The sequence below is a fragment of the Streptomyces sp. MUSC 14 genome, assembly GCF_001866675.1.
Classification (GTDB): domain Bacteria; phylum Actinomycetota; class Actinomycetes; order Streptomycetales; family Streptomycetaceae; genus Streptomyces.
The window spans coordinates 34,805-55,223 of record NZ_MLYN01000028.1 but is presented as its reverse complement, the minus strand read 5'-3'; the positions used below and the strand labels follow the sequence as shown (position 1 = coordinate 55,223).

Sequence of the window (20,419 nt, the reverse complement as noted above, 5' to 3'; positions counted from 1 at the left end):
CGTTCGGGGAAAGTCGGGAAGAGGGACCGGGGCGGGTCTCCCTGGGCCGGTCAGCCCACGACGACCAGCTCGCGGGTGGTGTTGTTGAAACGACGGCCGCCCTCCTCGGTCACCGTGACGATGTCCTCGATGCGCACGCCGAACCGCCCGGGCAGGTAGATGCCGGGCTCGACGGAGAAGCACATGCCGGGCACGAGGGGCTGTTCCTCTCCCTCGATCATGTACGGCGGCTCGTGCGTGGTGACGCCGATGCCGTGCCCGGTGCGGTGGATGAAGTACGCGCCGTACCCGGCGTCGGTGATCACCGCGCGGGCGGCGCGGTCGACCTCCTGGCAGGCGACGCCCGGCCGTACGGCGGCGAAGCCGGCTTCCTGGGCCGCGCGGACGATGTCGTGGACGCGGCGTTCCTCGGGGGTGGGCTCGCCGACGTGGACCGTGCGGGTGGTGTCGGAGCCGTAGCCGTCCTTCAGGCCGCCGAAGTCGAGGACGACCATGTCGCCGTCCTGGATGACGCGGTCGCCGACCTCGTGGTGCGGGTTGGCGCCGTTGGGTCCGGAGCCGACGATGGTGAAGTCGACCTGGGAGTGGCCGAAGCGGCGCAGCAGGGCGGCGAGGTCGTGGCCGACGTCGGACTCGCGGCGGCCGGCGAAGGGAACCTTCCGGATCTCCTCGAACGTTGCGTCGGCAGCGGCTCCGGCCGCCGCGAGGAGTTCGAGTTCGGCCGCGTCCTTGACGGCGCGCAGCATGGGGAGGGCATCGGTGAGGGAGGCGTACGAGGTGTCCGGCAGGGTCCGCTGGAGACCCAGCAGGTGCATCGCCCAGGTGTTGTCGCTGATGCCGAAGCGGCCCGCGCCGTCGAGCAGGGCGGCGGTGACGGCGTAGGGGTCCTTGCCGTCGGTCCAGTCCCGCAGGGTGAGCGCGGAGGCGCCGACCGCGTGCTCGGCGTCCGGCGCCTCCAGGGTGGGCACGACGAGCACGGGGTCGTGGCCGGGGGTGAGGACCAGCACGGTGAGCCGTTCGGTGACGGCGGTGGGCGTGTAGCCGGTGAGCCACACCATGTCCGGTCCCGGCGCCACGAGCAGCCCGGCCAGACCGGCGTCGGCGGCGGCGCGCGTGGCGCGCTCCATCCGGGCCCGGTGGTCGGCGGCGGTGAAGGGCGAGGGCGGGCTACCGGTCATCCGGTCCTCCGAGCGCGGGTGAGGGTACGGGGCGATGGCGTCACGTGCAGCATCCTGCCCGCCCGGCCAGGGCGGCGCGAGCCGGTCGCCGGCGCGCTCCGCGGGGTGCGGTCGCGGGAGAAGGGGCTCGGCATGGGGCCATCATGGCGCGCGGGACGGACGGCGACCAGTGGGCCTGCCGGGGTGACTGACAGGGCCTCCGGTTGACCGGGGGTGCGAGCGCGGGGCGCGTCCCGGTCAGGTCACCACGCCCGGTACAGCGGTCAACTGCTGGTAGCCGCCGCTGCGGTGACGCGCGGTGAGGAGCACCGCCTGGCCGGGGCGGGCGTGCGCGACGGCTCGGGCCAGGTCGGCGGCGCTGTCCACGCGCGCGGGGCCGAACTGGAGCAGGACGTCCCCGCGGACCAGGCCCGCCGCGTAGCCGGGGCCGGGCACGTGTACGCCCACGACCAGCGCGCCCGCCTTCTCGGCGTCGACGGCCTCCACGCCGAGCGTCGCCGCGGACGGCACCGCGGCGGGGCTCGGCGCGGTCGCGGGCGCCTTGGCCGCGGGGGCGGACGGCGGGGCCTGGTGGCGCAGTTCGGCGAGCCTGCTCATGCCGATGACGCTGGCGCCGACCGTGCCGATACCGACACCGGAGAGCACCAGCAGGATGCCGGCGCACAGGCCGAACAGCAGGCTCTGCAGCCGCTGTCCACGCCGGTGCGCGGCGTGCGGGCGCGGGACCGGACCCGGGTCGCCGTGGTCGGCACACTCGGTCCGGTCGGTGCCCGCGCCGTCCCGCGGGTCCTGTCCGGGCATGGGCTTGGGACGCAACGCAGTCTGTTCCATGGTTCGCTCGCCTCCGGGTGATGCTCTACCCGGGGCGCGGGGCCGCGACGAGACACGAACGAGTGAGACTGGCCGGAGGGCGGCGCAGGGTAGTCATGACGCCTCGGCCGGGCACGGTCACACCCCGCCCACCAGCGTCCGCACGGCTGCCTCCGCAGCCCCCCGGCTGCCGCCGTGGAGGAGTTCCGTACGGTGCACGACCCGGGGTGCGGTGAGTGGGACGGCGACCGTGCCGGGTACGGCGCCGGCGGCCGACCGGGGCGGCAGGGTGCAGCCGTGGCCGGCAGCGGCGAGGGCGGTGCGGATGTGCGGATCGGTGTGCGGCTACGGCCCCCACCCGCCACCTCGACACGCTGAGCGCCCACGGGCTCCGGTTCTCCGGGCACGACGAGGACGGCGCCCCCACGTCGCCGAACCACCGGGCCACCCCTTCTTCCTGGCGTGGCGCGGTGGAGCGCGTGGCATCCGGGATCGCCCGGCAGGCCTGAGGCCCGACGCGCCCGGGCCGGCTGCCGGCGGCCCGGCAGCCGGCTCGGGGCTCCGCTCAGCCCATGTGCCCCTCATGACCGGCGCCGTGCCCGGCGCCGTGGTCGAACTTCATGGCCTCGGCCGGCATCACGACGAAGGGCCGCATCATGCCCATGTCCTCGTGCTCCAGCAGGTGGCAGTGGTACATGAAGCGGCCGTACGCCCCGTCGAAGCGGCCCATGACCCGCAGCATCTGGTTCCCGGGCACCCGGAAGACGTCCTTGTTGCCCCGCTCGTTGGGTGCGAGCGGGATCGTCCGGCCGGTGTCGTACCGGATCGGGGTGCGGGTGCCGCCGACGGCCGGGTCGAAGCCCGAGACGTCGTAGGCGTCCCGGCCGAGCAGCTGGAAGTCGGCCAGATGGATGTGCATGGGGTGGACGATCGGCGCGAGGTTGAGGAAGCTCCACTGCTCGTAGCCGCCCTCGGCGAGGGTGAAGCCGAGCGCGTCGTTGAACGTCCGTGAGGTGCGCCGGTACGTCTTCGTGGTGCCGTCGGACCCGGTGACCTGCACGATGCCGTCGGCCGGCAGCTGGAGCCCGCTCGGGTCCTCGACCTCGGTCAGCTCCCAGATCTCCGGGTGGCCCCCCGCGCCCTTGGTGGCGGGCGGGGTGAGCAGGACCATGCGGTGGTGGTGCGGGAGGTCGTGGGTGAGGCGGCGGAAGGAGCCGGAGAGCACCTCGGGCAGTTCGAAGGTGTCCTGCTCCGCGCACGACTCGCCGACACGGAACTCCAGCACCGCCGGATGGCGCACGTCACCGGCCGGGTCGGGCACTCCCGCCGGCTGGTTCGGGCCCTTGTTGACCAGGCGCAGGGTCCGGCCGGCCAGGGCGCGGAAGTCGACGAGCAGGTCGAAGCGCTCGGCCGGCGCGGCGGTCAGCGTGGGCAGGTCACCCTCGAAGTCGACCGGCACGGGGCGGGGCAGCAGCCCGCCGTCACTGCCGATCTGGTGCACGACGCCCGGCACCGGCTTGCCGTGCTCGTCGATCAGGACGAGCTCGAAGATGCGCGCGTTCGAGGCGTTGAGCAGCCGGAAGCGGTACCAGGCCGGGTCCACCTCGGCGTACGGCCAGATGCGGCCGTTGACCGTGGTGTACGGACCGGTGAAGGGTATGGAGACCGGCTTGCCGGTCTCCGGGTTGCTCTGCTGGACGATCACCGTCTTGTGCAGCAGCCGGCCGTTGAGGCGGCCGTCCTCGTCGGTGTCGAGGTTGCGGTCGGCGATCAGCAGCGGGATCTCCCGCTCCCCGGACGGCAGCCGCAGCGCGTCCTCCTCGTCGTCCCGCAGGAGGTAGGTGCCGTACAGGCCCGTCATCACGTTGAACCGCGTGATGTTCATGGCGTGGTCGTGGTACCACCACTGCGCCGCCTGGTGGTCGTTCGGGTACTCCGACAGCTGGGCGTCGCCGAAGCCGACGGCGTTGTCCGCCCAGCCGTCGTTGCCGCCGCCGGTCTGGGCGCCGTGCAGATGTGTCACCGTCCAGGCGGGCAGGGCGGCGACGTCCTTGTCGGGCTCGACGCCCCCGCGGCCCGGCTCGGTGCTGGGCGGCGGGGTGCCGGGCGCGCTCCCGGGCACCTCGACGGAGGTGACCGGGAACTCCGCCTCCTTCGGTACGCGGTTGGTCCACGCGATGCGGATGCGCTGTCCGCGCCGCACCTCGACGGTCGGGCCCGGCACATGTCCGTCGTACCCCCACATGAGGGTCGGCGGCAGCTGCGGGTGCAGGCGCACCCAGGTCGGGCGCACGGCGATCTCGGTCTCGTGCAGGACGTCGTCCGCCGCAGGACGCAGGACCGGCGGCACGGTCAACGGCGCGACGTACGGCGTCAGTTCACCCGGCGCCGAAGCCTCCCGCCGCTTGGTCCCCCCGGCGAGCCTCTCCAGCGTCTCGATGATCTCGGTCAAGTGCGAACACCCCCGTGTGTCCTTGACGTGTTCCTGTGTGTCTGTGTGTCTGTCGTGTCGCTGTTTGTTCCCCTTGCCTCTCAAGACTGCGCAGAGCGTGAGGAAGTTCCCTGAATCACCCGTTCCGTACGCGGAGATTCCGCGACGGTCAGCCGAGCGACAGCGCCGGGACAGCGGGCGCCCGGCCGGGCAGGAAGCCGTGGGCGCGGCGGGCCAGGAACCCGGCCCGGTAGCGGTCGACGGTGCGGTGCCAGTTCAGGATGCCGGCCAGCCAGTTCTGCAGGTCGGCGACGTAGGCGTCCATCGCGGCACGGGCCTCGGCCGACAGTGCGAAGTCGTCGTACAGGACGGGCAGTTCGCGGGCGATGACGTGCTCGAACTGCTGCATGCGCTGGGTCGTGAGGTCGTGCACGACGCGCAGTGCGGTCGGGTAGTCCACGCCGAAGAAGTTCTGCACGACCAGGATCGCGTTGTGGATGTCCCCCTCGTACTCGATCTCCTTCTGGTACGAGAAGATGTCGTTGAGGAGGCAGGCGTAGTCGACGGCGGCGTTCTCCAGGGACCGGACCGGGCCGCTGCGGCGGACCTCCGGCGGGATCGCGGGGCCGTGACCCCTGCGGGCGAGGTTCAGGGTGAGGTCGGCGCCGAAGGTGGCGCGGCGCATCTCCAGGTAGTCGACCGGGTCGGGGATGCGGTTCTGGAGCCGGTTGGACAGCTCCCACACCCAGCTCTCGGTCATCACGTCCACGGACGCCTTGAGGGCCTGCCGCTGCTCGGCGTCCATCCCGGCGGTGGTGCGCGTCCACAGGTCGAGCAGTCCGCGTTCCATGCCGTTTGCGGGAGTGACGACCGGCTCCCCCTCGACCGGCATGCACTCCGAGAGCCGGGCCGTGCTCAGCCGCGCCCCGGCCAGGTCCCGGCGGTGGCCGAAGACGAGCGGGTAGTAGTCGTCGGCGTACGTGCCCCAGGCGAGCCACTGGGCGCTGAGGTCGAGGGACCCGGGGGTGGCGTCGGGGTCGATGCCGGCCGCGGCGAGCGCGAAGTCGAAGGCGGCGAGCCTGTCCTCGTCCCAGACGCCCTCCCCCAGGATGCCCATGCGGTGCGACCAGGCGACGAGGTTGCTCCGGGCGCTCTCCCGGTGGGGGCTCAGGCTCAGCTCGTACGGCATGCGGAAGTCGGGCAGCACGGACGGGCCGACCTTCTGGAACGGCACGTGGGTGTAGGCGCGCAGCCGTTGCCGGGCGGCGGAGGCGAGCAGGGCGCCGACGTCGGCGGCCGCCGTGCCGGGGCCGCTCGGCAGCTGCCAGGGAGCCTGCGACACCGCCCCCTGGTTCATGTAGCGGCTGGAGCGCAGATGCCATTCGTGGCCGCCGGACTGCCAGTCCTGAAGTCCCTTGGTGTAGGCGGCGATCGCGGCGGCCTGGTCCGGGGTGAGGCCCTTCTCCAGGGCGACGGCGGGGACCTCGGTGAGCGCGGTGTGCTCGAACTGGTGCAGGCGTGAGGTGAGGATGTCGTTGACGGTCTCGGCGGCCTCCTGGGTGGTGCAGTCGAAGAACTTCTCCAGGACCAGGACGCCGTTGCTGTTCTCGCCCTCGTCCTCGACCTCGCGCTGGTAGGAGAACAGGTCGTTGCGCAGATGGACGGCGTCCGCGAACGTCTCCATGAGGACGCGCAGCGGCCGGGTGCCGGCGACGGCGGCGGGCACCTCGGCGGTCGCGTACTCCACGAGCCCCGCCGACCAGGGGGCACCGCCCACCTTGCGGCGCATCTCGATGTACTCGACGGGGTTCGCGATCCGCCCCTCGTTGATGTTCGACAGCTCCCACATCGACTCGTTGAGCAGATGCTCGGTGGCGAGGGCGAAACGCCGCCGCCAGTCCTCCGACATCGCCGGTACGGTGCGCGCCCACAGGTCCTTCAGGCCCGCCTCGACCGGGTTCCGCGGCTCGGGCACCTCGGCGCCCGGGCCGAGCGGCATGAACAGCGGCAGGCGGTCCAGGTGGGCCTTGCCGGCGGCGCGGTCCTGGGTGCGCTTGTACATGTCCAGGAAGTGGTCGTCGAAGAAGAAGACCCACACGTACCAGTCGGTGATCAGGGAGAGGGCCGCGCCGTCGCAGTCGGGGTGGGTGTAGGAGCACAGGAGCCCGTAGTCGTGCGCCTCCAGGTCGGCCTGCTCCCAGATCCCGGAACCCTCCAGCATGCCCATCTCGCGCGCCCACCGGGTGGAGTGGGCCCGCGCCTCGTCGAGGTGCGGATTGAGCCGCGCGGGATACGGCATGTAGAAGTGCGGGAGTTCGAACGGCTGCGTCATGGCCGGGGCACTACCCGTGGCCCGCGGCACCCATCCGCCGCCCCGGACACGGCCACACCATCGTATGAACCGCCCTCGAAACCCTGACCGCGGCACAACGGGTGTGTGTGCCCGCCCGTACGCCCCGGTCCGTGCCCTTGCCGTACCCCCGCGCGCGGGCCACGGTAGGCGCATGACCTCCTTCGTGCTGCCCCATGAAGTGCACGGCGACGGCCCCCACCAGGTGTTCGCCGTGCACGGCTGGTTCGCCGACCGCTCCGCCTACGCGGCCGTGCTGCCGGACCTCGACCGGACCTCCTTCACCTACGCGCTGGTGGACCTGCGCGGGTACGGCGAGGCCCGGGACGCGGCAGGCCCGTACACGACGGCCGGGGCGGCCGGAGACCTGCTGGAACTGGCCGACCGGCTCGGCTGGCAGCGGTTCTCGGTGGTCGGGCACTCCATGGGCGGCGCGGTGGCACAGCGGCTGCTGGCCCTCGCCCCGCACCGGCTGCGCCGGATCGTCGGTGTCTCGCCGGTGCCGGCCTCGGGGCTGCCGCTGGCCGGTGAGCAGGCCGCGCTGTTCAGGGACGCGGCGAAGAGGCCGGCGAACCGGCGGGCGATCCTCGACGTCACCACCGGCGGGCTGCGCCCGGCCGCCTGGCTGGACCGGATGGTCGCCCGCTCCCTGGAGCGCAGCGACGCGAAGGCGTTCCGGGCCTGGCTGGACTCCTGGGCGGGCGACGACTTCCACGCCGACGTCGCGGGCTGCGCGGTGCCCGCCCTCGCGGTGGCCGGCGCGCTCGACCCGGCACTGTCGCCCGATGTCATGCGGCAGACCTGGCTGTCCTGGTTCCCGCGCGCCGAACTCGTCACGCTGGCGGGCGCCGGACACTACTCCATGGACGAGACACCGCTGGAACTGATCCGCGCGGTCGAGGACTTCCTGCGGGCGGACGGCGAAGAGCCGGTACCGGCACGGGAGTCGGCGTGAGCGTGCGTGAAACGCCTGGGGTGCCGGACGTGTTCGACCCCCGCCGGTACGGCGCCGGGGTCCCGCACGACGACTACCGCCTGCTGCGCGACCGCCATCCGGTCGCCTGGCAGGAGGAGCCGGAGGTGCTGGGCTGGCCGGCCGGGCCCGGGTTCTGGGCCGTGACCCGGCACGCGGACGTCGTACGGGTGCTGAAGGACGGGACGACGTACTCCTCGTACGTCGGCGCGACCCAGATCCGGGACCCCGATCCGGCGGACCTGCCGTTCATCCGGCGGATGATGCTCAATCAGGATCCGCCGTGGCACGGCCGGTTGCGGAGGCTGGTGAGCCGCGCGTTCACACCGGGCCGGATCGAGCGGTTCGCGTCGGCCGCCCGGGAGCGGGCGGGCACGCTGCTCGCCGGGGCACTGGCGGCGGCCCGGACGGGGGACGGCACGGTCGATCTGGTGACCGCCGTCACCGACGAGTACGCGCTGCTCAACCTGGCGGATCTGCTGGGCGTCCCGGAGAGCGACCGGGGCCTGCTGCTGCACTGGACGCAGCGGGTCATCGGCTACCAGGACCCGGACGAGGCGGGCACCCCGGCCCTGGACGCGGCGGGCAGGCTGGTCGATCCGCGCTCCCCGGCGATGCTGGCGGACATGTTCGCCTACGCGCGGCAGCTCGCGGCGTACAAACGGCGCCATCCGGCGGACGACGTGCTGACCACGCTCGCCCATGAGACCGAACTCGCCCCGGCCGAGCTGGAGATGTTCTTCTTCCTGCTCACGATCGCGGGCAACGACACGGTGCGCGGTGCGGCGCCGGGCGGCCTGCTGGCCCTCGCCGAGCACCCGGCCGCCTATGCGGCGCTGCGTGCCGGGGCGGTCGGACTCCCGTCGGCCGTCGAGGAGTTGCTGCGCTGGCATCCGCCCGTGCTGACGTTCCGCCGCACCGCCACGCGGGACACCGAGCTGGCGGGCACGCGCATCCGGGCCGGCGACAAGGTCGTCGTCTTCCACGCCTCGGCCAACCGGGACGAGCGGGTCTTCGCCGATCCCGGCCGGCTCGACCTCGCCCGTTCCCCCAACCCGCATGTGTCCTTCGGTGACGGTCCGCACGTCTGCCTGGGCGCCCACTTCGCGCGGCTGCAGCTGCGGCAGCTCTACGAGGAGGTGCTGCGCGCCCTGCCGCAGGCCCGGCCGGCGGCGCCGCCCGCACGGCTCGTGTCGAACTTCATCAACGGCATCAAGTCACTGCGGTTTCAGGTCACTTGAGGAAGATCAGGTGAGACCTGGATGAGCGCGTGCGTGCCGCTGGTGCGCCAGCGCCGCCCCTCGGACGCCACGAGCGCGGCCTCGGTCGCCGGGGACAGGCCGGTGACGACGTCGGACTTCAGAGTGCGCAGGGCGGCGACCGGGCCCGGGGCGTGACCGGTCACCGCCGCGAAGGGCGTGGTGGGCGGCCACAGCCGGTCGCCCACCAGACGGCGGTAGTTGAGGTCGCCTTTGAAGAGGGTCAGCGTGGCCGCGGCGAACTCGGCGCGCAGATCGTCCGGCATGTCCGCGTACGGCAGCGGGGCGCACGAGAACGGGTGGGCGCGCACGGCGAGACGGCCGTCGGCCAGCGCCGACCACAGCACGCGCGCGTACCCGGCGGCCGCGCCCGGGGCGGCGCGCAGCCGGCGCAGCGCGTCGACGACGTCGGCGGTCGTGGCGTCGGAGACGTAGTACGGGTGCGGCTTGACGTGCAGCACCGCCCGGGCGGCCCGGCCCTGGTCGAGGAGGTGGGCGATCAGCAGCAGATCCGGGACGAGTTCGCGGCCCGCGTTGTCCGCGACCAGGACGAGGGTGCCGGCGCCCGTGCGCGGCAGCAGGGCGAACAGGGCGTCGCTGTCGTCGGCGACCAGCGCGGGCGCCGGGTCCCGGAGCTCGGCGCCCTCGGCGCTCTCGGCGGAGAGCCGGAAGCCGAGGTCGGCCCGGTTGCCCCAGAGCGAGCCGTGCAGCAGGGCGCGCGCCCGCTCCTCCTCCGGCAGACCGGCCAGGTCGTCGAGCGCCGCGAGTTCCGCGTCGGTCTCGGGCGCGTCGAGTTCGGCGCGTTTGAACGGGCGGAAGGGGTCGATACCCTGCCAGGCGCCGGGGCCGACGTATCCGACGGCGTCGAGCAGCCGGCGGTAGAACCAGCTCTCGGACCAGAGCCAGGGGACGTCGTACCAGGACCGCCCGGTGTACGCGGGCAGGCCCCAGCCGTGCCACAGGTCCCGGTCCGGGGCGTCGGCCGGCAGCGGCTCGATCGTGCCCTCGGTGCAGCTCGCCAGCAGTTCGTCCAGCGCCCGGTGCTGTCCGGGGCCGTACGGGAAGGCGTCCCGCACCTGCTGGATGATCGCGGGGTGCCGGTCGGCCAGCACGCTGTGCGGGAACGAGCCGGTTTCGTTGCCGAGGATCACGGGTGCGAACGGGGTGTCGGGCATGTCCGTCACGGTAGCGCGCGGGTCAGGCGGTTCTGGTCTCCCGCTCCAGCTGCGTGGCGAGGGTGACGTAGCGGGGGCGGCGGTGCACCGGGACCAGGCCGCGGATCATCAGGTGCCACATCTCGGCGACCCGGCGCGGCAGCCGGCCCACCGGTTCGAGCGAGCGGCCGGCGACCCTGGTGCCGACGTAGAAGGAGACGAGGGAGTGCGCGACGACGCCGACGTCGAGTTCACTGTGCACGTCGGCTTCCCGCACGGCCCCGTGGAACTTACGGGTCGCGAAGTCCAGCCACTCGGTGAACAGGTGCCCGGCAGGCGGCCGTACGGCGATGTCGGCGGTGGCGAGACGCAGCGCGGCGCGCGGCACCGGGTCCTCCACGGCGAGCCGGGCGATGCCGAACGTGGCGCGCATCAGGGCCTCCAGCGAGGAGTAGCCACGGCTCTCGACCTCGGTGACGAGCCGGCGCGCGGCCTCGGCGTTGAGTTCCTGGATCGCCTGGGCCAGGTCCTCCTTGGCGGCGAAGTGGAAGTACAGCGCACCCTTGGTGACCTTTGCGTGCGCGACGATGTCGCTCAGGCTGGTGGAGTCGTAGCCTTGCCGGTCGAACAGATCGGCGGCGGCCGTGATGATCGTTGCCCGGGTCTGCTCGGCGCGTAACTGCCTCGCCATGATGGGACCCCTCCTCGCGACGTTAACGAACGGGACATGCGGTTTGTTTCTTACACCCTGCATACGATAACTCACCGACGGACAGGGAGAGTCGACCGTGCGGGCCAGCGGAACGACACGTGCCACGGGGAGGATCTCGTATCGAACAGCCCGTCAGCTGTCCGTGATCATGCGAGATCAGAGCGGTCTCCCCCTTCCTCGTTCACCGATGCGCGGCGGTCGCGCGACCCTGCGCGCCGCACGCATGATCGCCACGATACGAGGCCGACGGCCGACTCCTCAACGGGGGCTCGCGGGAGGCGCGAAACAGCCGAACCGGTCGGTGCCTTGCGCCCCCCGATCAGGGAAGCACCGGCACGGCGGAACAACGGCACGCCGAAAGCCCGAGCCGCCGGTCGCGGCTCGGGCTTTCGGTGAACTGCCCTTGTTCTGAGTTTAGTTGACGTACACCTGGGCGCCGCCGTCGGTCACGGGTGCGTACTTGGCCGTGAAGTAGCCGCTGGCGAAGCACAGCGACGAACCGGAGGACTTGGTGAACTGCTGGTTGGTGAAGGTGATGCTGCTGTCGGAGTTGTCGGTCTTCCCGGTCAGACCGGCCGCCTGGTAGACGCAGGTGATGCTGCCGAGCAGGGTCTTCAGCTTGACCGTGGTCTGGATGGTCGAGCCGCTGGCCGGGGAGACGGTCAGGGTGCCGTCGGAGGCGACCGTCGCCGTGTAGGGCAGGTTGTCGACGGTGATGCTGCTGACGCCGGTGACACCGGTGACATTGCTGGTGCACGAGGAGGCGTCGAAGGTGTGGCCGGAGACGGACTCGGTGGCCGTGCCGGGCGCCGACGGGTTGGCCGTGACCGAGGCCGTGAACTGGGAGGAGGTGCACGAGACGCCGCTGGTGCCGGTCGCGCTGGAGTAGAGCGTGGCGGACGTGCCCGAGGCGAGCGGCGCGGTGAGGGTGTCGCCGACGGCGACGGCGGTGCCGCCCGCGCTGCCGGTGGTGAGGACGGCGCCGTCGGCGGAGGCCGGAGTCGCCACGGCGAGGGCGAGAGCGGTGGCGGCGCCGGCGAGGGTGAGGACGGATCGCGTACGCATGGGCGGGTGCCTCTTTCCTGAGTGGGGATCGGGTGAGGTGAGGTGAGGGGTGGCGGGTGCAGCGGATGGCGCGAGGCGGTGCACGTACGGCACGTCGGCGCGCCCGGCGCGGCGAGGAAGCGCGAACTGCCGTGGACACACGTGCGCGTGGCGCGTCACGCGAGTGGTGCGGGCGCCGGTGGCAGCGGCGCGGGGTGCGGTGACGCGGTGGCGGCGGCAGGGCTGGGGGTGCCGCCGACGCGGGCCGTCGCGCCTTCTCCGTACGCGACGGACCGCCGACGGCGGCGGACCCGGCGCCGGCCGGAGGCCTCGGGGGAAGGCCTCCGGCCGGGCCGGAGGGAGACGGCCGGCACCCGGACCTGGGGGAATGGGACCCGTGCGCCGTGCCGTGTGAGCGGTTGCCGTGAGCCGAGGTGAGCGGTCGCCGGGAAGGGGCCGGGAACGCGGCCCGTGACGCTCGGCGGATCCGGCGCCACGGATCCGTGAAACAGGGGAAGTTGTAGACCTGATCAACCATCAACGTCAAGCACCGCAAGGGTAGTTGTGGCATGTGACCGAGGCCCGTACGGGTTCGACACCCTTTTTTCACATCTCCCTTGACCCTTCAAAGTAACCGGCAGTAACTTCCTCGGAGGCTACTGCCGCGTAACGAGAAAGCCCTTGCCCGCCGGGAGTGCGAGGAGGCGTGCGCGGCGGTCGCTGTCCGCGCCAGGACACCGCGTCAGCCGGCCCGACCCGCAGTGGATCCATGCCCATGGGAGCAGACATGGCCTCGTCCCCGGACGTCCCGTCCGACGGCAACACCCCCGAGAACCCGGGAAACGGTTCACCGTCCGAAGCACCACAGACCGACCGGGCCGCCGCCGGTGGTGAGAGACGAGGCCGGGTCCGTGCACGCCGGGCCGCGGTGATGGCGGTGCCCGCCACCCTCGTCGCCGCCGGTCTCGCCGTCCTCACCGCGCAGGGCGCCCTCGGTGTGCAGTTCGCGATCTCCGGCATGCCGTTCACGGTCACCGCGACCGACCTCACCGGCACCGGCTTCGAGCAGTTCGGCGGGCTCGACAACATGGCCGACGGCAGCCCGAACGCCGGGGACAGCGGCGGGCAGGAGCTGGTCGTCACGTCGGCGATCAAGAACGCCACGCTCACCAAGCTGTGCCAGAGCGTCGACCTCGGCGGCACCAACCTGCTGATCAGGGCGGGCGGCGGCGACACGCCGGTGTCCGCGAGCGACCTCACCACCGACTCGACCCAGCTGTCGGGCGACGCGGCGTTCAACAACATCGAGATCGGCAACGACGCGAGCACGCTGACCAAGGCGGGCGTGAAGGGCCCGATCGGGGTCTTCAGCCAGCAGGCCGACACCGTGCACATCGCCAACCTGCGGCAGACCAACTACGCGACGACAGCAGGTGTGTTCAAGCTGCCCGGCCTCAAACTCGGTTTCAGCAGCAAGGGTTGCTGATCGCCGTGCCGGACGTCCCACGTCAGGGCGCGAGGGCGGCCTTCCGCCGCTGGCGGGCCCGCCGGCCGTTCTGGGGCGGGCTGCTGCTCGCCCTGGGCGGCGGCTGGATCCTGCTCACCGAGAAGGCCTCGCTGAAGGTCGTGATGCACATCGGCATGCAGGGCCTGGCCGGCTATCTGCTGCCGACGCTGATGGCGCTGCTGGGCCTGCTGATCCTCTTCAACCCCTCGCAGCGGCTCTTCTACTCCATCACCGGCATGCTGGTCTCCCTGGGCACCTGGCTCACGTCCAACCTGGGAGGCTTCTTCCTCGGCCTCCTGCTCGGCGCCACGGGCTGCTGCCTCGCCTTCGGCTGGCTGCCCGACCAGGAGCCGCGCGTCAGCCGCCGCAGGCGGCGCAAGCAGCCGCGGTCCGCCGCCGCGGCGCACACGGGGGCGGAGGGAGTGGAGGGACCGGCCTGAGAACCGGCCCGAGGACCGGCCTCGGGCAGGGCCCGAGGTTCCGGGAGCCGGCCCCCGAGCGGCCGGCTCCCGGCCGGGAAGGGGCGCACCCTCCGCCGGTCCGAGAGTGCGCGTCCCTCTCCGGGAGGCGAGCGGCGCCGCTCAGTGGGCCGCCACGCCCGCCGCGGCACCCGCGCCGGGCGTCGTGGCCGTGCTCGCCGCCGCGCGGACGTCGCTCGACGTCAGCACCTCCGTCGGCTGCACCACCGGCGTGTCGGCGGCGGCGGTGGACGCCGCGCCCTCCTCCTTCATCGCCTGCGCCTCGCTCTTGAGGATGCGCATCGACTTGCCCAGCGCCCGCGCGGTGTCGGGGAGCTTGCGCGCGCCGAAGAGAACGATGAAGACGACCGCGACGATCAGCAGATGCCAGGGCTCGAGTCCGTTGCGGAGCATGTCCGCCCCTCCCTCTCATGAACAGTTGCCATATTGCGCAACTGTACAACCTGGATCAGAGACCGCGCAGGCGACGGGCCGGGGCCTCGGCGGCGGTGTCCCCCGCGGCCAGGCTGTCGACGAGGAGTCGTACGACCTCCACGACGGCGGCCTCACCCGCCGTGTCGACGAAGTACACCTGACGGCGGCCCTCGCGGCGGGAGCGGACGAGGCCGGCCAGCTTGAGCTTGGTCAGGTGCTGGCTGACGGCCGGCAGTGCGCCGCCGACCCGTTCGGCGAGCCCGGTGACATCGCTCTCGCCGTGGATCAGCGCCCACACGATGTGCAGCCGGGCGGGCGAGGCGAGCAGCCCGAAGGCGGCGGCCGCCTCGGCGAGCACCTCGGCGGAGGGGTCCTGACGGCCGGTGCCGGGCGCTGTCGTCACTGTCGCCTTCCTCTGTTTTCCGCTGGGTACGGGGACTCAGTCTAGGCGGGCGGGAACTTCCCGGCGGCGCCATGAGTTTCTACGGTGTTGTAGAAGTTGCCGCCGGTGTGCCGTGGGAGCGCCCGGCCTTTTGACACGAGGAGTACGCATGGCCCTGTGGGACCGCATCAAGGAGTCGGCGTCGACGATGCAGACCCAGCTGGTGGCGAAGAAGAACGACCTGAAGAGCGGTGCGTTCCGGGACGCGAGCATGGCGATGTGCGCGCTCGTGGCCGCCGCCGACGGGACCGTCGACCCGTCGGAGCGGCAGCGGGTGGCTCAGCTCATCGCGACCAACGAGGTGTTGCAGAACTTCCCGGCGGACGACCTGCGCCGCCGCTTCGAGGAGAACCTGAACAAGCTCACGACCGACTTCGCCTTCGGCAAGGTGAGCGTCCTCCAGGAGATCGCCAAGGCAAAGAAGAAGCCCGCCGAGGCGCGGGCCGTCATCCAGATCGGCATCGTGATCGGCGGTGCGGACGGCGACTTCGACAAGACCGAGCAGGCCGTGGTGCGCGAGGCCTGCTTCACGCTGGACCTGCCGCCGCACGAGTTCGACCTCTGAGCCCTGCCGACCGGGGCCACGTCGGCCGGACGCGGACGGGGGCACGCTCGACTCCGTCGGCCGTGCCCCGTCCTCGGCGTTCACCCAGGGGGCGTCGTCCGGATCGGGCCGGCCGCGTCGAGCAGTGCGGGCCGGCCGTCCCGAGCGGGGCGGAGGAGGGAGCCGACGGAGCGAGGCCGGGCGTGCGGGAGTTCGTGCCAGGGCCCGCGACGCCGGCATGAGCCGAACGGCACCCCGTCGCGGCGTCAGACCAGGCCCGCGGACTTCAGCCACGTCTGGGCGACGTCCAGCGGGTCCTTGTTCTGGGCCTGCACCTGGGTGTCCAGGTCCAGCAGGGTCGCGGTGTCGAGCTTGGCCGAGACCGCGTTCAGCGCGTCGGCGCCCTTCTGGGACAGCGCGCCCTTGTACACGAGCGGCTGGACGTTCTCGAAACCGAAGAGGTTCTTCGGGTCCTGGAGGACGACGAACTTCTCCTTGGTGATGGTCGGGTCCGTGGTGAAGATGTCGGCCGCCTGCACGGCGTCCTTCTGCAACGCGGCCTGGGTGAGCGGGCCGCCCGCGTCCAGCGCCCGGAAGGACTTGAAGTCGAGGCCGTAGACGGACTTCAGGCCCACGAGGCCCTGCTGACGGGTCTGGAACTCCGGCGAGGCGCCGAGGACCAGGTCCTTCGCGAGGTCCTTCAGGTCGGCGATGGTGGACTTCTCGGTCAGGCCGTACTTCTTCGCGGTGGCCGCGTTGAGCGTGACCGAGTCCTTGGACTGCGCCGCCGCCGGCTTCAGCAACGTCAGCTTGGAGTCCAGCTTGGCCTCGATGGCCGTGGTGGTGGCGTCGGCCGTCGTCGGCTTCGCCTTCGGGTCGAGATAGGCGAGCAGCGCGCCGTTGTACTCGGGCAGCACCTTGATGGAGCCGTTCTTGATCAGCCCGTAGGTGGTCTCGCGGCTGCCGATGTTCGGCTTGTACGTGACCTTGATGCCCTTGGCCTTGAGCGCCTCGCCGTAGATGTCGGCGATCAGGGTGCTCTCGGGGAAGTTGTTGGAGCCGACGACGACGGTGTCGCCGCTCGCCTTGCCGTCGTCCGTCAGGGGGTTGCCGCCCGAGGAGCCGCTCTTGGAGGAACAGCCCGCCAGCAGAGCCGTCGCCGCCACGAGGGCGACGGCCGCCGCTCCCCGGTTCCTTCGGATGGACCTGCTGATGCGCTGTGTGGAAGTCACCCACTGATCCAATCCAGCCGGTTCTCGGTCAGTCAAGCGCAATAGATCACCGATTGGCCTCGATCTGCGGTCAGTTGTGCACAGAGAGCGCTGTCTTCGTCATGGATTCGTGATGCGATCTGCGCCGATTGTTCTTTCGAGGAGACTGTAATCTCTGGGGCAGTTGAAATCCGGCCACGGCAGTGCACGGGGCCCGCTTCGGTGCCGGAGAGCACCCCAGAAGGAGGCCCGTGTGTCCACGGACGAGGTGGACGCGCCCGCCCGGCACGCCCCGGCGCGGGGCAGGATGCGCGACGCCGCCGACCGCTGGCCCTTCCGGCGCAAGCTCAACCTCCTGGTCGGCATCCCGCTGGCCGTGATCGCCGTCCTGCTCTCGTACGTCTTCACCGACCTGGTGCTGCAGTGGAACAGCTCCTCCTCGGCGGCCCGGCTGGTGCGCGACAGCGTCCAGGTGGCACAGCTCGTGGACCGTATCGAGGCCGAGCACCAGCAGGCCATCCTGCTCTCCGCGGACTACGAGTCCGGCTACACCCAGCCCTCGACGTCCGCCTACGGCGCGGCCCAGGACGCGGTCGACGCGCAGGTGGTGAAGGTCCGCGAGACCTTCGGCGACCGGCTGCCCGCCGACGAGGCGCAGGCGCTGCGCGAGGTCGAGGGCCTGTCCAGCCTGCGCGCCTCGATCGGGCAGTCGTTCATGGCCGCCGACACCATCGACCCGGCCTACTCCCGCGCCGCCCAGGGCGTCATCGACGGTCTCGGCCTGGACCGCAACGCGGACCTCGCCGACACCTTCACCGGCAACCTGCTGGACTCCCTGCTGCGCGCGGACGCCGCCCACGGGGCCTTCGAGACCAACGTGTTCGCGGCGTCGACGGGCGACACCAACGCGCTGATCGAGTTCACCAGCGCGGTCGGCGCCTACGACCTCTACAACCACCAGGCCGACCGGTTCGCCCGGTTCGCCACCGACGCCCAGGCCCAGCGGCTCGCCGGCATCGAGCACACCCCGGCGCAGCTCAACATCGCCCAGTCCTTCGCCGCGTTGCAGGTGGACGTCGGTCGGCTCCAGGCGAGCGGCAGGGACGAGATCCGGCAGGCGGTGCAGAACGCGCTGCTCGCCTACCCGGACTACCCCGAACAGGCCGCCGCCCGGTTGAAGATCACCACCTCGCTGATCGGTCAGATCGCCTCCGGCGCGGAGCACTCGGCCGGTTCCGCGCGGTGGCGCGCCGGACTGCTGCTGAGCGGGGCGCTGTTCGCGTTCGCGCTGTGGATCGCCTTCGCGGTGCTGGTGCGCCGCTCGGTGATCCGGCCCGTGCAGGCGCTGACCGGGGCCGCGCGGGAGGTCGCCGAGGTGGCCGGGCGCGAGCTGGCCCGGGTCGCCGACGACGACGCCGAGGACGACGGGCCGCCCCGGCTGCGGGACATGCCGGTCACCGCGCGCGACGAGATCGGTGAGCTGGCCGAGGCGTTCAACCGGGTACAGACCACCGCCGGCGCGCTGCTGGAGCGGCAGGTGCTCAGCCGCCGCAACACCGCGGAGATGTTCGGCAACGTGGGCCGGCGCGTCAGCAACCTGACGATACGTCAACTCGCGCTGATCGACGCCGTGGAGCGTGGTGAGACGGATCCGGCACTGCTGGAGCGGCTGTACTCCATCGACCACATCGCCGTACGACTGCGCCGCAACGCCGACAGCCTGATGCTGCTGGCCGGCATCCGCGAGGGCGGGCTGGACGGGGAGCCGACGGCGCTGTCCAACGTCGTCCGGGCCGCGCTCGGGCAGATCGAGGGCTATCAGCGGGTACGGCTGTACGCCGCGTCGGACGCCCTGGCCGAGCCGGACGTCATCGGCGACCTCACGCTGATGCTGGCCGAACTCCTGGAGAACGCCGTGTCGTTCTCGCCCGAGGGCAGCCCGGTGGAGGTGACCGTGCGCACCGGCGCGGAGGGCACACACGTCGTGATCACCGACCACGGCCTCGGCATGAGCACCGAGCGGCTGTCCGAGGAGAACGCCCGGCTGATCCGCCGCGAACGCCTGGACCTGGTGCCGACGAAGGTGCTCGGCCTGTTCGTGGTGGGCGCGCTGGCCCGCCGCTGGGAGATCGCGGTCGAGCTGACCCGGACGCCGGGTGGCGGTGTGACGGCCGAGGTGACCCTGCCGACCGCGCTGCTGCGGCCGGCGAGCCCGGTCGCCGGGACGGTCACGGTGCGGCCGACGCCCCCCGGGGCGGTTTCGGGTCCGGAGCGGTCCAAGAGCACGGTCCGGCCCGCCGAGTCCGCGCAGGAACGCTCCTCCGCCGGTTCCCGGGACGCCGCCGACGACACCGACCCGCTGCCCCGCCGACTCCCCCGCCGCGAGCCGGAGCAGGCCCCCGCCCCTTGCCGGCCCCTGCGCCGCCGGGTCCGCGGCGCCACGCTGCACACCACCGCGGGTGCCGCCCAGTCGCTCCCCCAGCCGGCCCGCTCCCGCGACGCCGAGGCCGAACGCGACGCACTGGAGGAGTTCGAGGCCGCCGTCGAACGCGCCCACCGCGACAGCGACACGGGCAACCACCGCCGCCCGGCCACCGAACGCGCCGCCGGCACCGGGACACCTACGGACACGGGGGCACGCACCGATCCCGGAGCACCCACCGACACCAGTGGGCCGACCGACGCGCAGGCACAGACCGACACCGGCACACTCACCGAATCAAGAGGGCCAGCCGACGCGGAGACACCGACCCGCACAGGGCCGCAAGCCCACGCCGGAACACCCACCCACACCAGCAAGCCGACCGACACCAAGACACACGCCGACACGCAGGCACAGACCCACCCGGCGTCGCAGACCGACACCGGCACGCTCACCGAATCAATCGCGCCGGCCAACGCCGAGCCACAGACCCACACAAGGCCGCACGCCGACACCGGAACACCCACCCACACCAGCAAGCCGACCGACACCAAGACACACGCCGACACGCAGGCACAGACCGATGCCGCCACGGCAGACGCCGCGAGTCGCGTGCACGCCGTCGACGCCCAGGCCGAGAGCCCGGAGCGCACCCTCGGCTCCCCTGCCGGGAGCCCGGCACAACCCCTCGGCTCCCCGGCCGAAGACTCCGCACATGCCCACGGCGGCGCCCCGGCCGAAGCCCCGGCGCACGCTCACGGCGCTCCCGCCGAGCCGCACACCCCGGCCGGGCGCACCGCCGACGGCACGCCCGCCCGCACACACCCCACCGAGCACCCCCACGGCGCCGCAGCCGAAGCCGCCCCGCGTCCCCGCCGCGCCCCGGCCGAGGACCCCGCGCGCGGTGCCGACGACGCCTCCGTCGGCGACGTCGTACCCGAAGTCCACGCCACCGCACCGCACGACCCGATCCACCTCCCCGAAGGAGCCGACAGTTGAGCACGTCGACAGGTGACACCCCGGCGGGCGGCGCTGCGCCGGCCGATCTCCAGGCGGCCGCGGCCGACTTCACCTGGCTGCTGAACCGCTTCGCCGCCGAGACCGCCGGGGTCGTGGACGCGATCGCCGTGTCCTCCGACGGTCTGCTGATCGCGGTGTCCGAGCTGCGCGAGCCCGCCGACTCCGAGCGGCTCGCGGCGATCGTGTCGGGCATCACCAGCCTGGCCGCGGGCGCCTCCGGTAACTACGGTCTGGGCGGTCTGAACAAGGTCATCATCGATCTGGAGGGCGGCCATGTGATCGTCTCCGCGATCGGTTCCGGCGCCGTGCTCGGTGTCGTCACCGACAAGGAGGCGAAGCTCGGCAACATCGCCTACGAGATGACCCTGTTCGCCAACCGCGCCGGTGCCGCGCTCAGCCCGCAGCTGGTGCTGGAGCTCAAGAACAGCGTCGCCGCCGCGTCCGCCCGCTGAGCGTCCGCGCACGGAGA

Annotated in this window: 17 protein-coding genes; 7 read left to right on the top strand and 10 right to left on the bottom strand. The window is 72.3% G+C overall.

Annotated features, from left to right (window positions below):
- Positions 1-50: 50 nt before the first annotated feature.
- The 4 genes from BIV25_RS18895 to cyc2 form a co-directional block, all read right to left on the bottom strand.
- Positions 51-1,178 carry an aminopeptidase P family protein gene (locus BIV25_RS18895; RefSeq protein WP_071373517.1) on the bottom strand — a complete coding sequence of 376 codons (1,128 nt, stop codon included), beginning with the start codon at positions 1,176-1,178 and terminating at the stop codon, positions 51-53.
- Between the two features lie 237 nt (positions 1,179-1,415).
- The gene (locus BIV25_RS18890; protein WP_071373516.1) at positions 1,416-2,009 is read right to left on the bottom strand and encodes a PDZ domain-containing protein; all 594 of its coding nucleotides are present in this window, start codon (positions 2,007-2,009) and stop codon (positions 1,416-1,418) included.
- A gap of 544 nt (positions 2,010-2,553) precedes the next feature.
- Positions 2,554-4,440: an O-aminophenol oxidase PhsA gene (phsA, locus tag BIV25_RS18885; RefSeq protein ID WP_371273036.1), complete on the bottom strand. Its 1,887-nt coding sequence runs from the start codon at positions 4,438-4,440 to the stop codon at positions 2,554-2,556.
- Positions 4,441-4,588: 148 nt separating this feature from the next.
- On the bottom strand, positions 4,589-6,751 hold the full coding sequence (cyc2, locus tag BIV25_RS18880; protein ID WP_071373515.1) for a germacradienol/geosmin synthase Cyc2: 2,163 nt from the start codon (positions 6,749-6,751) through the stop codon (positions 4,589-4,591).
- Positions 6,752-6,923: 172 nt separating this feature from the next.
- Between cyc2 and BIV25_RS18875 the strand changes: the two genes are divergently transcribed.
- Together BIV25_RS18875 and BIV25_RS18870 are read left to right on the top strand one after the other, a co-directional pair.
- On the top strand, positions 6,924-7,724 hold the full coding sequence (locus tag BIV25_RS18875) for an alpha/beta fold hydrolase (RefSeq protein ID WP_071373514.1): 801 nt from the start codon (positions 6,924-6,926) through the stop codon (positions 7,722-7,724).
- Positions 7,721-8,983, top strand: coding sequence for a cytochrome P450 (locus tag BIV25_RS18870; RefSeq protein ID WP_071373513.1), 1,263 nt, complete (start codon positions 7,721-7,723; stop codon positions 8,981-8,983). Before BIV25_RS18875 ends, BIV25_RS18870 begins: the two co-directional genes overlap by 4 nt.
- On the opposite strand, the gene BIV25_RS18865 is transcribed toward BIV25_RS18870, so the two are convergent.
- The 3 genes from BIV25_RS18865 to BIV25_RS18855 form a co-directional block, all read right to left on the bottom strand.
- Entirely contained in the window at positions 8,971-10,176 is a 1,206-nt protein-coding gene (locus BIV25_RS18865; protein WP_071373661.1) for a damage-control phosphatase ARMT1 family protein, read from the bottom strand. The genes BIV25_RS18870 and BIV25_RS18865 overlap by 13 nt on opposite strands.
- A 22-nt stretch (positions 10,177-10,198) precedes the next feature.
- A complete protein-coding gene (locus BIV25_RS18860; RefSeq protein ID WP_071373512.1) occupies positions 10,199-10,846 on the bottom strand; it encodes a ScbR family autoregulator-binding transcription factor in 648 nt (215 codons plus the stop codon).
- A 435-nt stretch (positions 10,847-11,281) separates the two neighbouring features.
- Entirely contained in the window at positions 11,282-11,932 is a 651-nt protein-coding gene (locus tag BIV25_RS18855; protein WP_071373511.1) for a Tat pathway signal sequence domain protein, read from the bottom strand.
- 766 nt (positions 11,933-12,698) lie between these two features.
- On the opposite strand from BIV25_RS18855, the gene BIV25_RS18850 reads away from it, so the two are divergent.
- Positions 12,699-13,397 carry a DUF6230 family protein gene (locus tag BIV25_RS18850; RefSeq protein WP_071373510.1) on the top strand — a complete coding sequence of 233 codons (699 nt, stop codon included), beginning with the start codon at positions 12,699-12,701 and terminating at the stop codon, positions 13,395-13,397.
- A 5-nt stretch (positions 13,398-13,402) separates the two neighbouring features.
- Positions 13,403-13,858 (top strand): DUF6114 domain-containing protein, encoded by a 456-nt coding sequence (locus BIV25_RS18845; RefSeq protein WP_256255918.1) that lies wholly within the window; start codon positions 13,403-13,405, stop codon positions 13,856-13,858.
- Positions 13,859-13,999: 141 nt separating this feature from the next.
- On the opposite strand, the gene tatA is transcribed toward BIV25_RS18845, so the two are convergent.
- Together tatA and BIV25_RS18835 are read right to left on the bottom strand one after the other, a co-directional pair.
- On the bottom strand, positions 14,000-14,290 hold the full coding sequence (gene tatA / locus BIV25_RS47100) for a Sec-independent protein translocase subunit TatA (RefSeq protein WP_079176719.1): 291 nt from the start codon (positions 14,288-14,290) through the stop codon (positions 14,000-14,002).
- A 55-nt stretch (positions 14,291-14,345) separates the two neighbouring features.
- Entirely contained in the window at positions 14,346-14,714 is a 369-nt protein-coding gene (locus BIV25_RS18835) for a metalloregulator ArsR/SmtB family transcription factor (protein ID WP_071373508.1), read from the bottom strand.
- A gap of 148 nt (positions 14,715-14,862) precedes the next feature.
- Here BIV25_RS18835 and BIV25_RS18830 point away from each other — a divergent pair, with 148 nt between their 5' ends.
- Positions 14,863-15,318 (top strand): tellurite resistance TerB family protein, encoded by a 456-nt coding sequence (locus BIV25_RS18830; RefSeq protein ID WP_071373507.1) that lies wholly within the window; start codon positions 14,863-14,865, stop codon positions 15,316-15,318.
- 245 nt (positions 15,319-15,563) lie between these two features.
- Here BIV25_RS18830 and BIV25_RS18825 read toward each other — a convergent pair whose 3' ends face one another.
- Complete coding sequence (locus BIV25_RS18825) at positions 15,564-16,529, bottom strand: ABC transporter substrate-binding protein (protein WP_071373506.1); 966 nt, start codon at positions 16,527-16,529, stop codon at positions 15,564-15,566.
- A gap of 232 nt (positions 16,530-16,761) precedes the next feature.
- Between BIV25_RS18825 and BIV25_RS18820 the strand changes: the two genes are divergently transcribed.
- Positions 16,762-19,929: an ATP-binding protein gene (locus BIV25_RS18820; protein WP_079176718.1), complete on the top strand. Its 3,168-nt coding sequence runs from the start codon at positions 16,762-16,764 to the stop codon at positions 19,927-19,929.
- Complete coding sequence (locus BIV25_RS18815) at positions 19,926-20,402, top strand: roadblock/LC7 domain-containing protein (RefSeq protein WP_071373505.1); 477 nt, start codon at positions 19,926-19,928, stop codon at positions 20,400-20,402. Before BIV25_RS18820 ends, BIV25_RS18815 begins: the two co-directional genes overlap by 4 nt.
- The last annotated feature ends 17 nt before the right edge of the window (positions 20,403-20,419 follow it).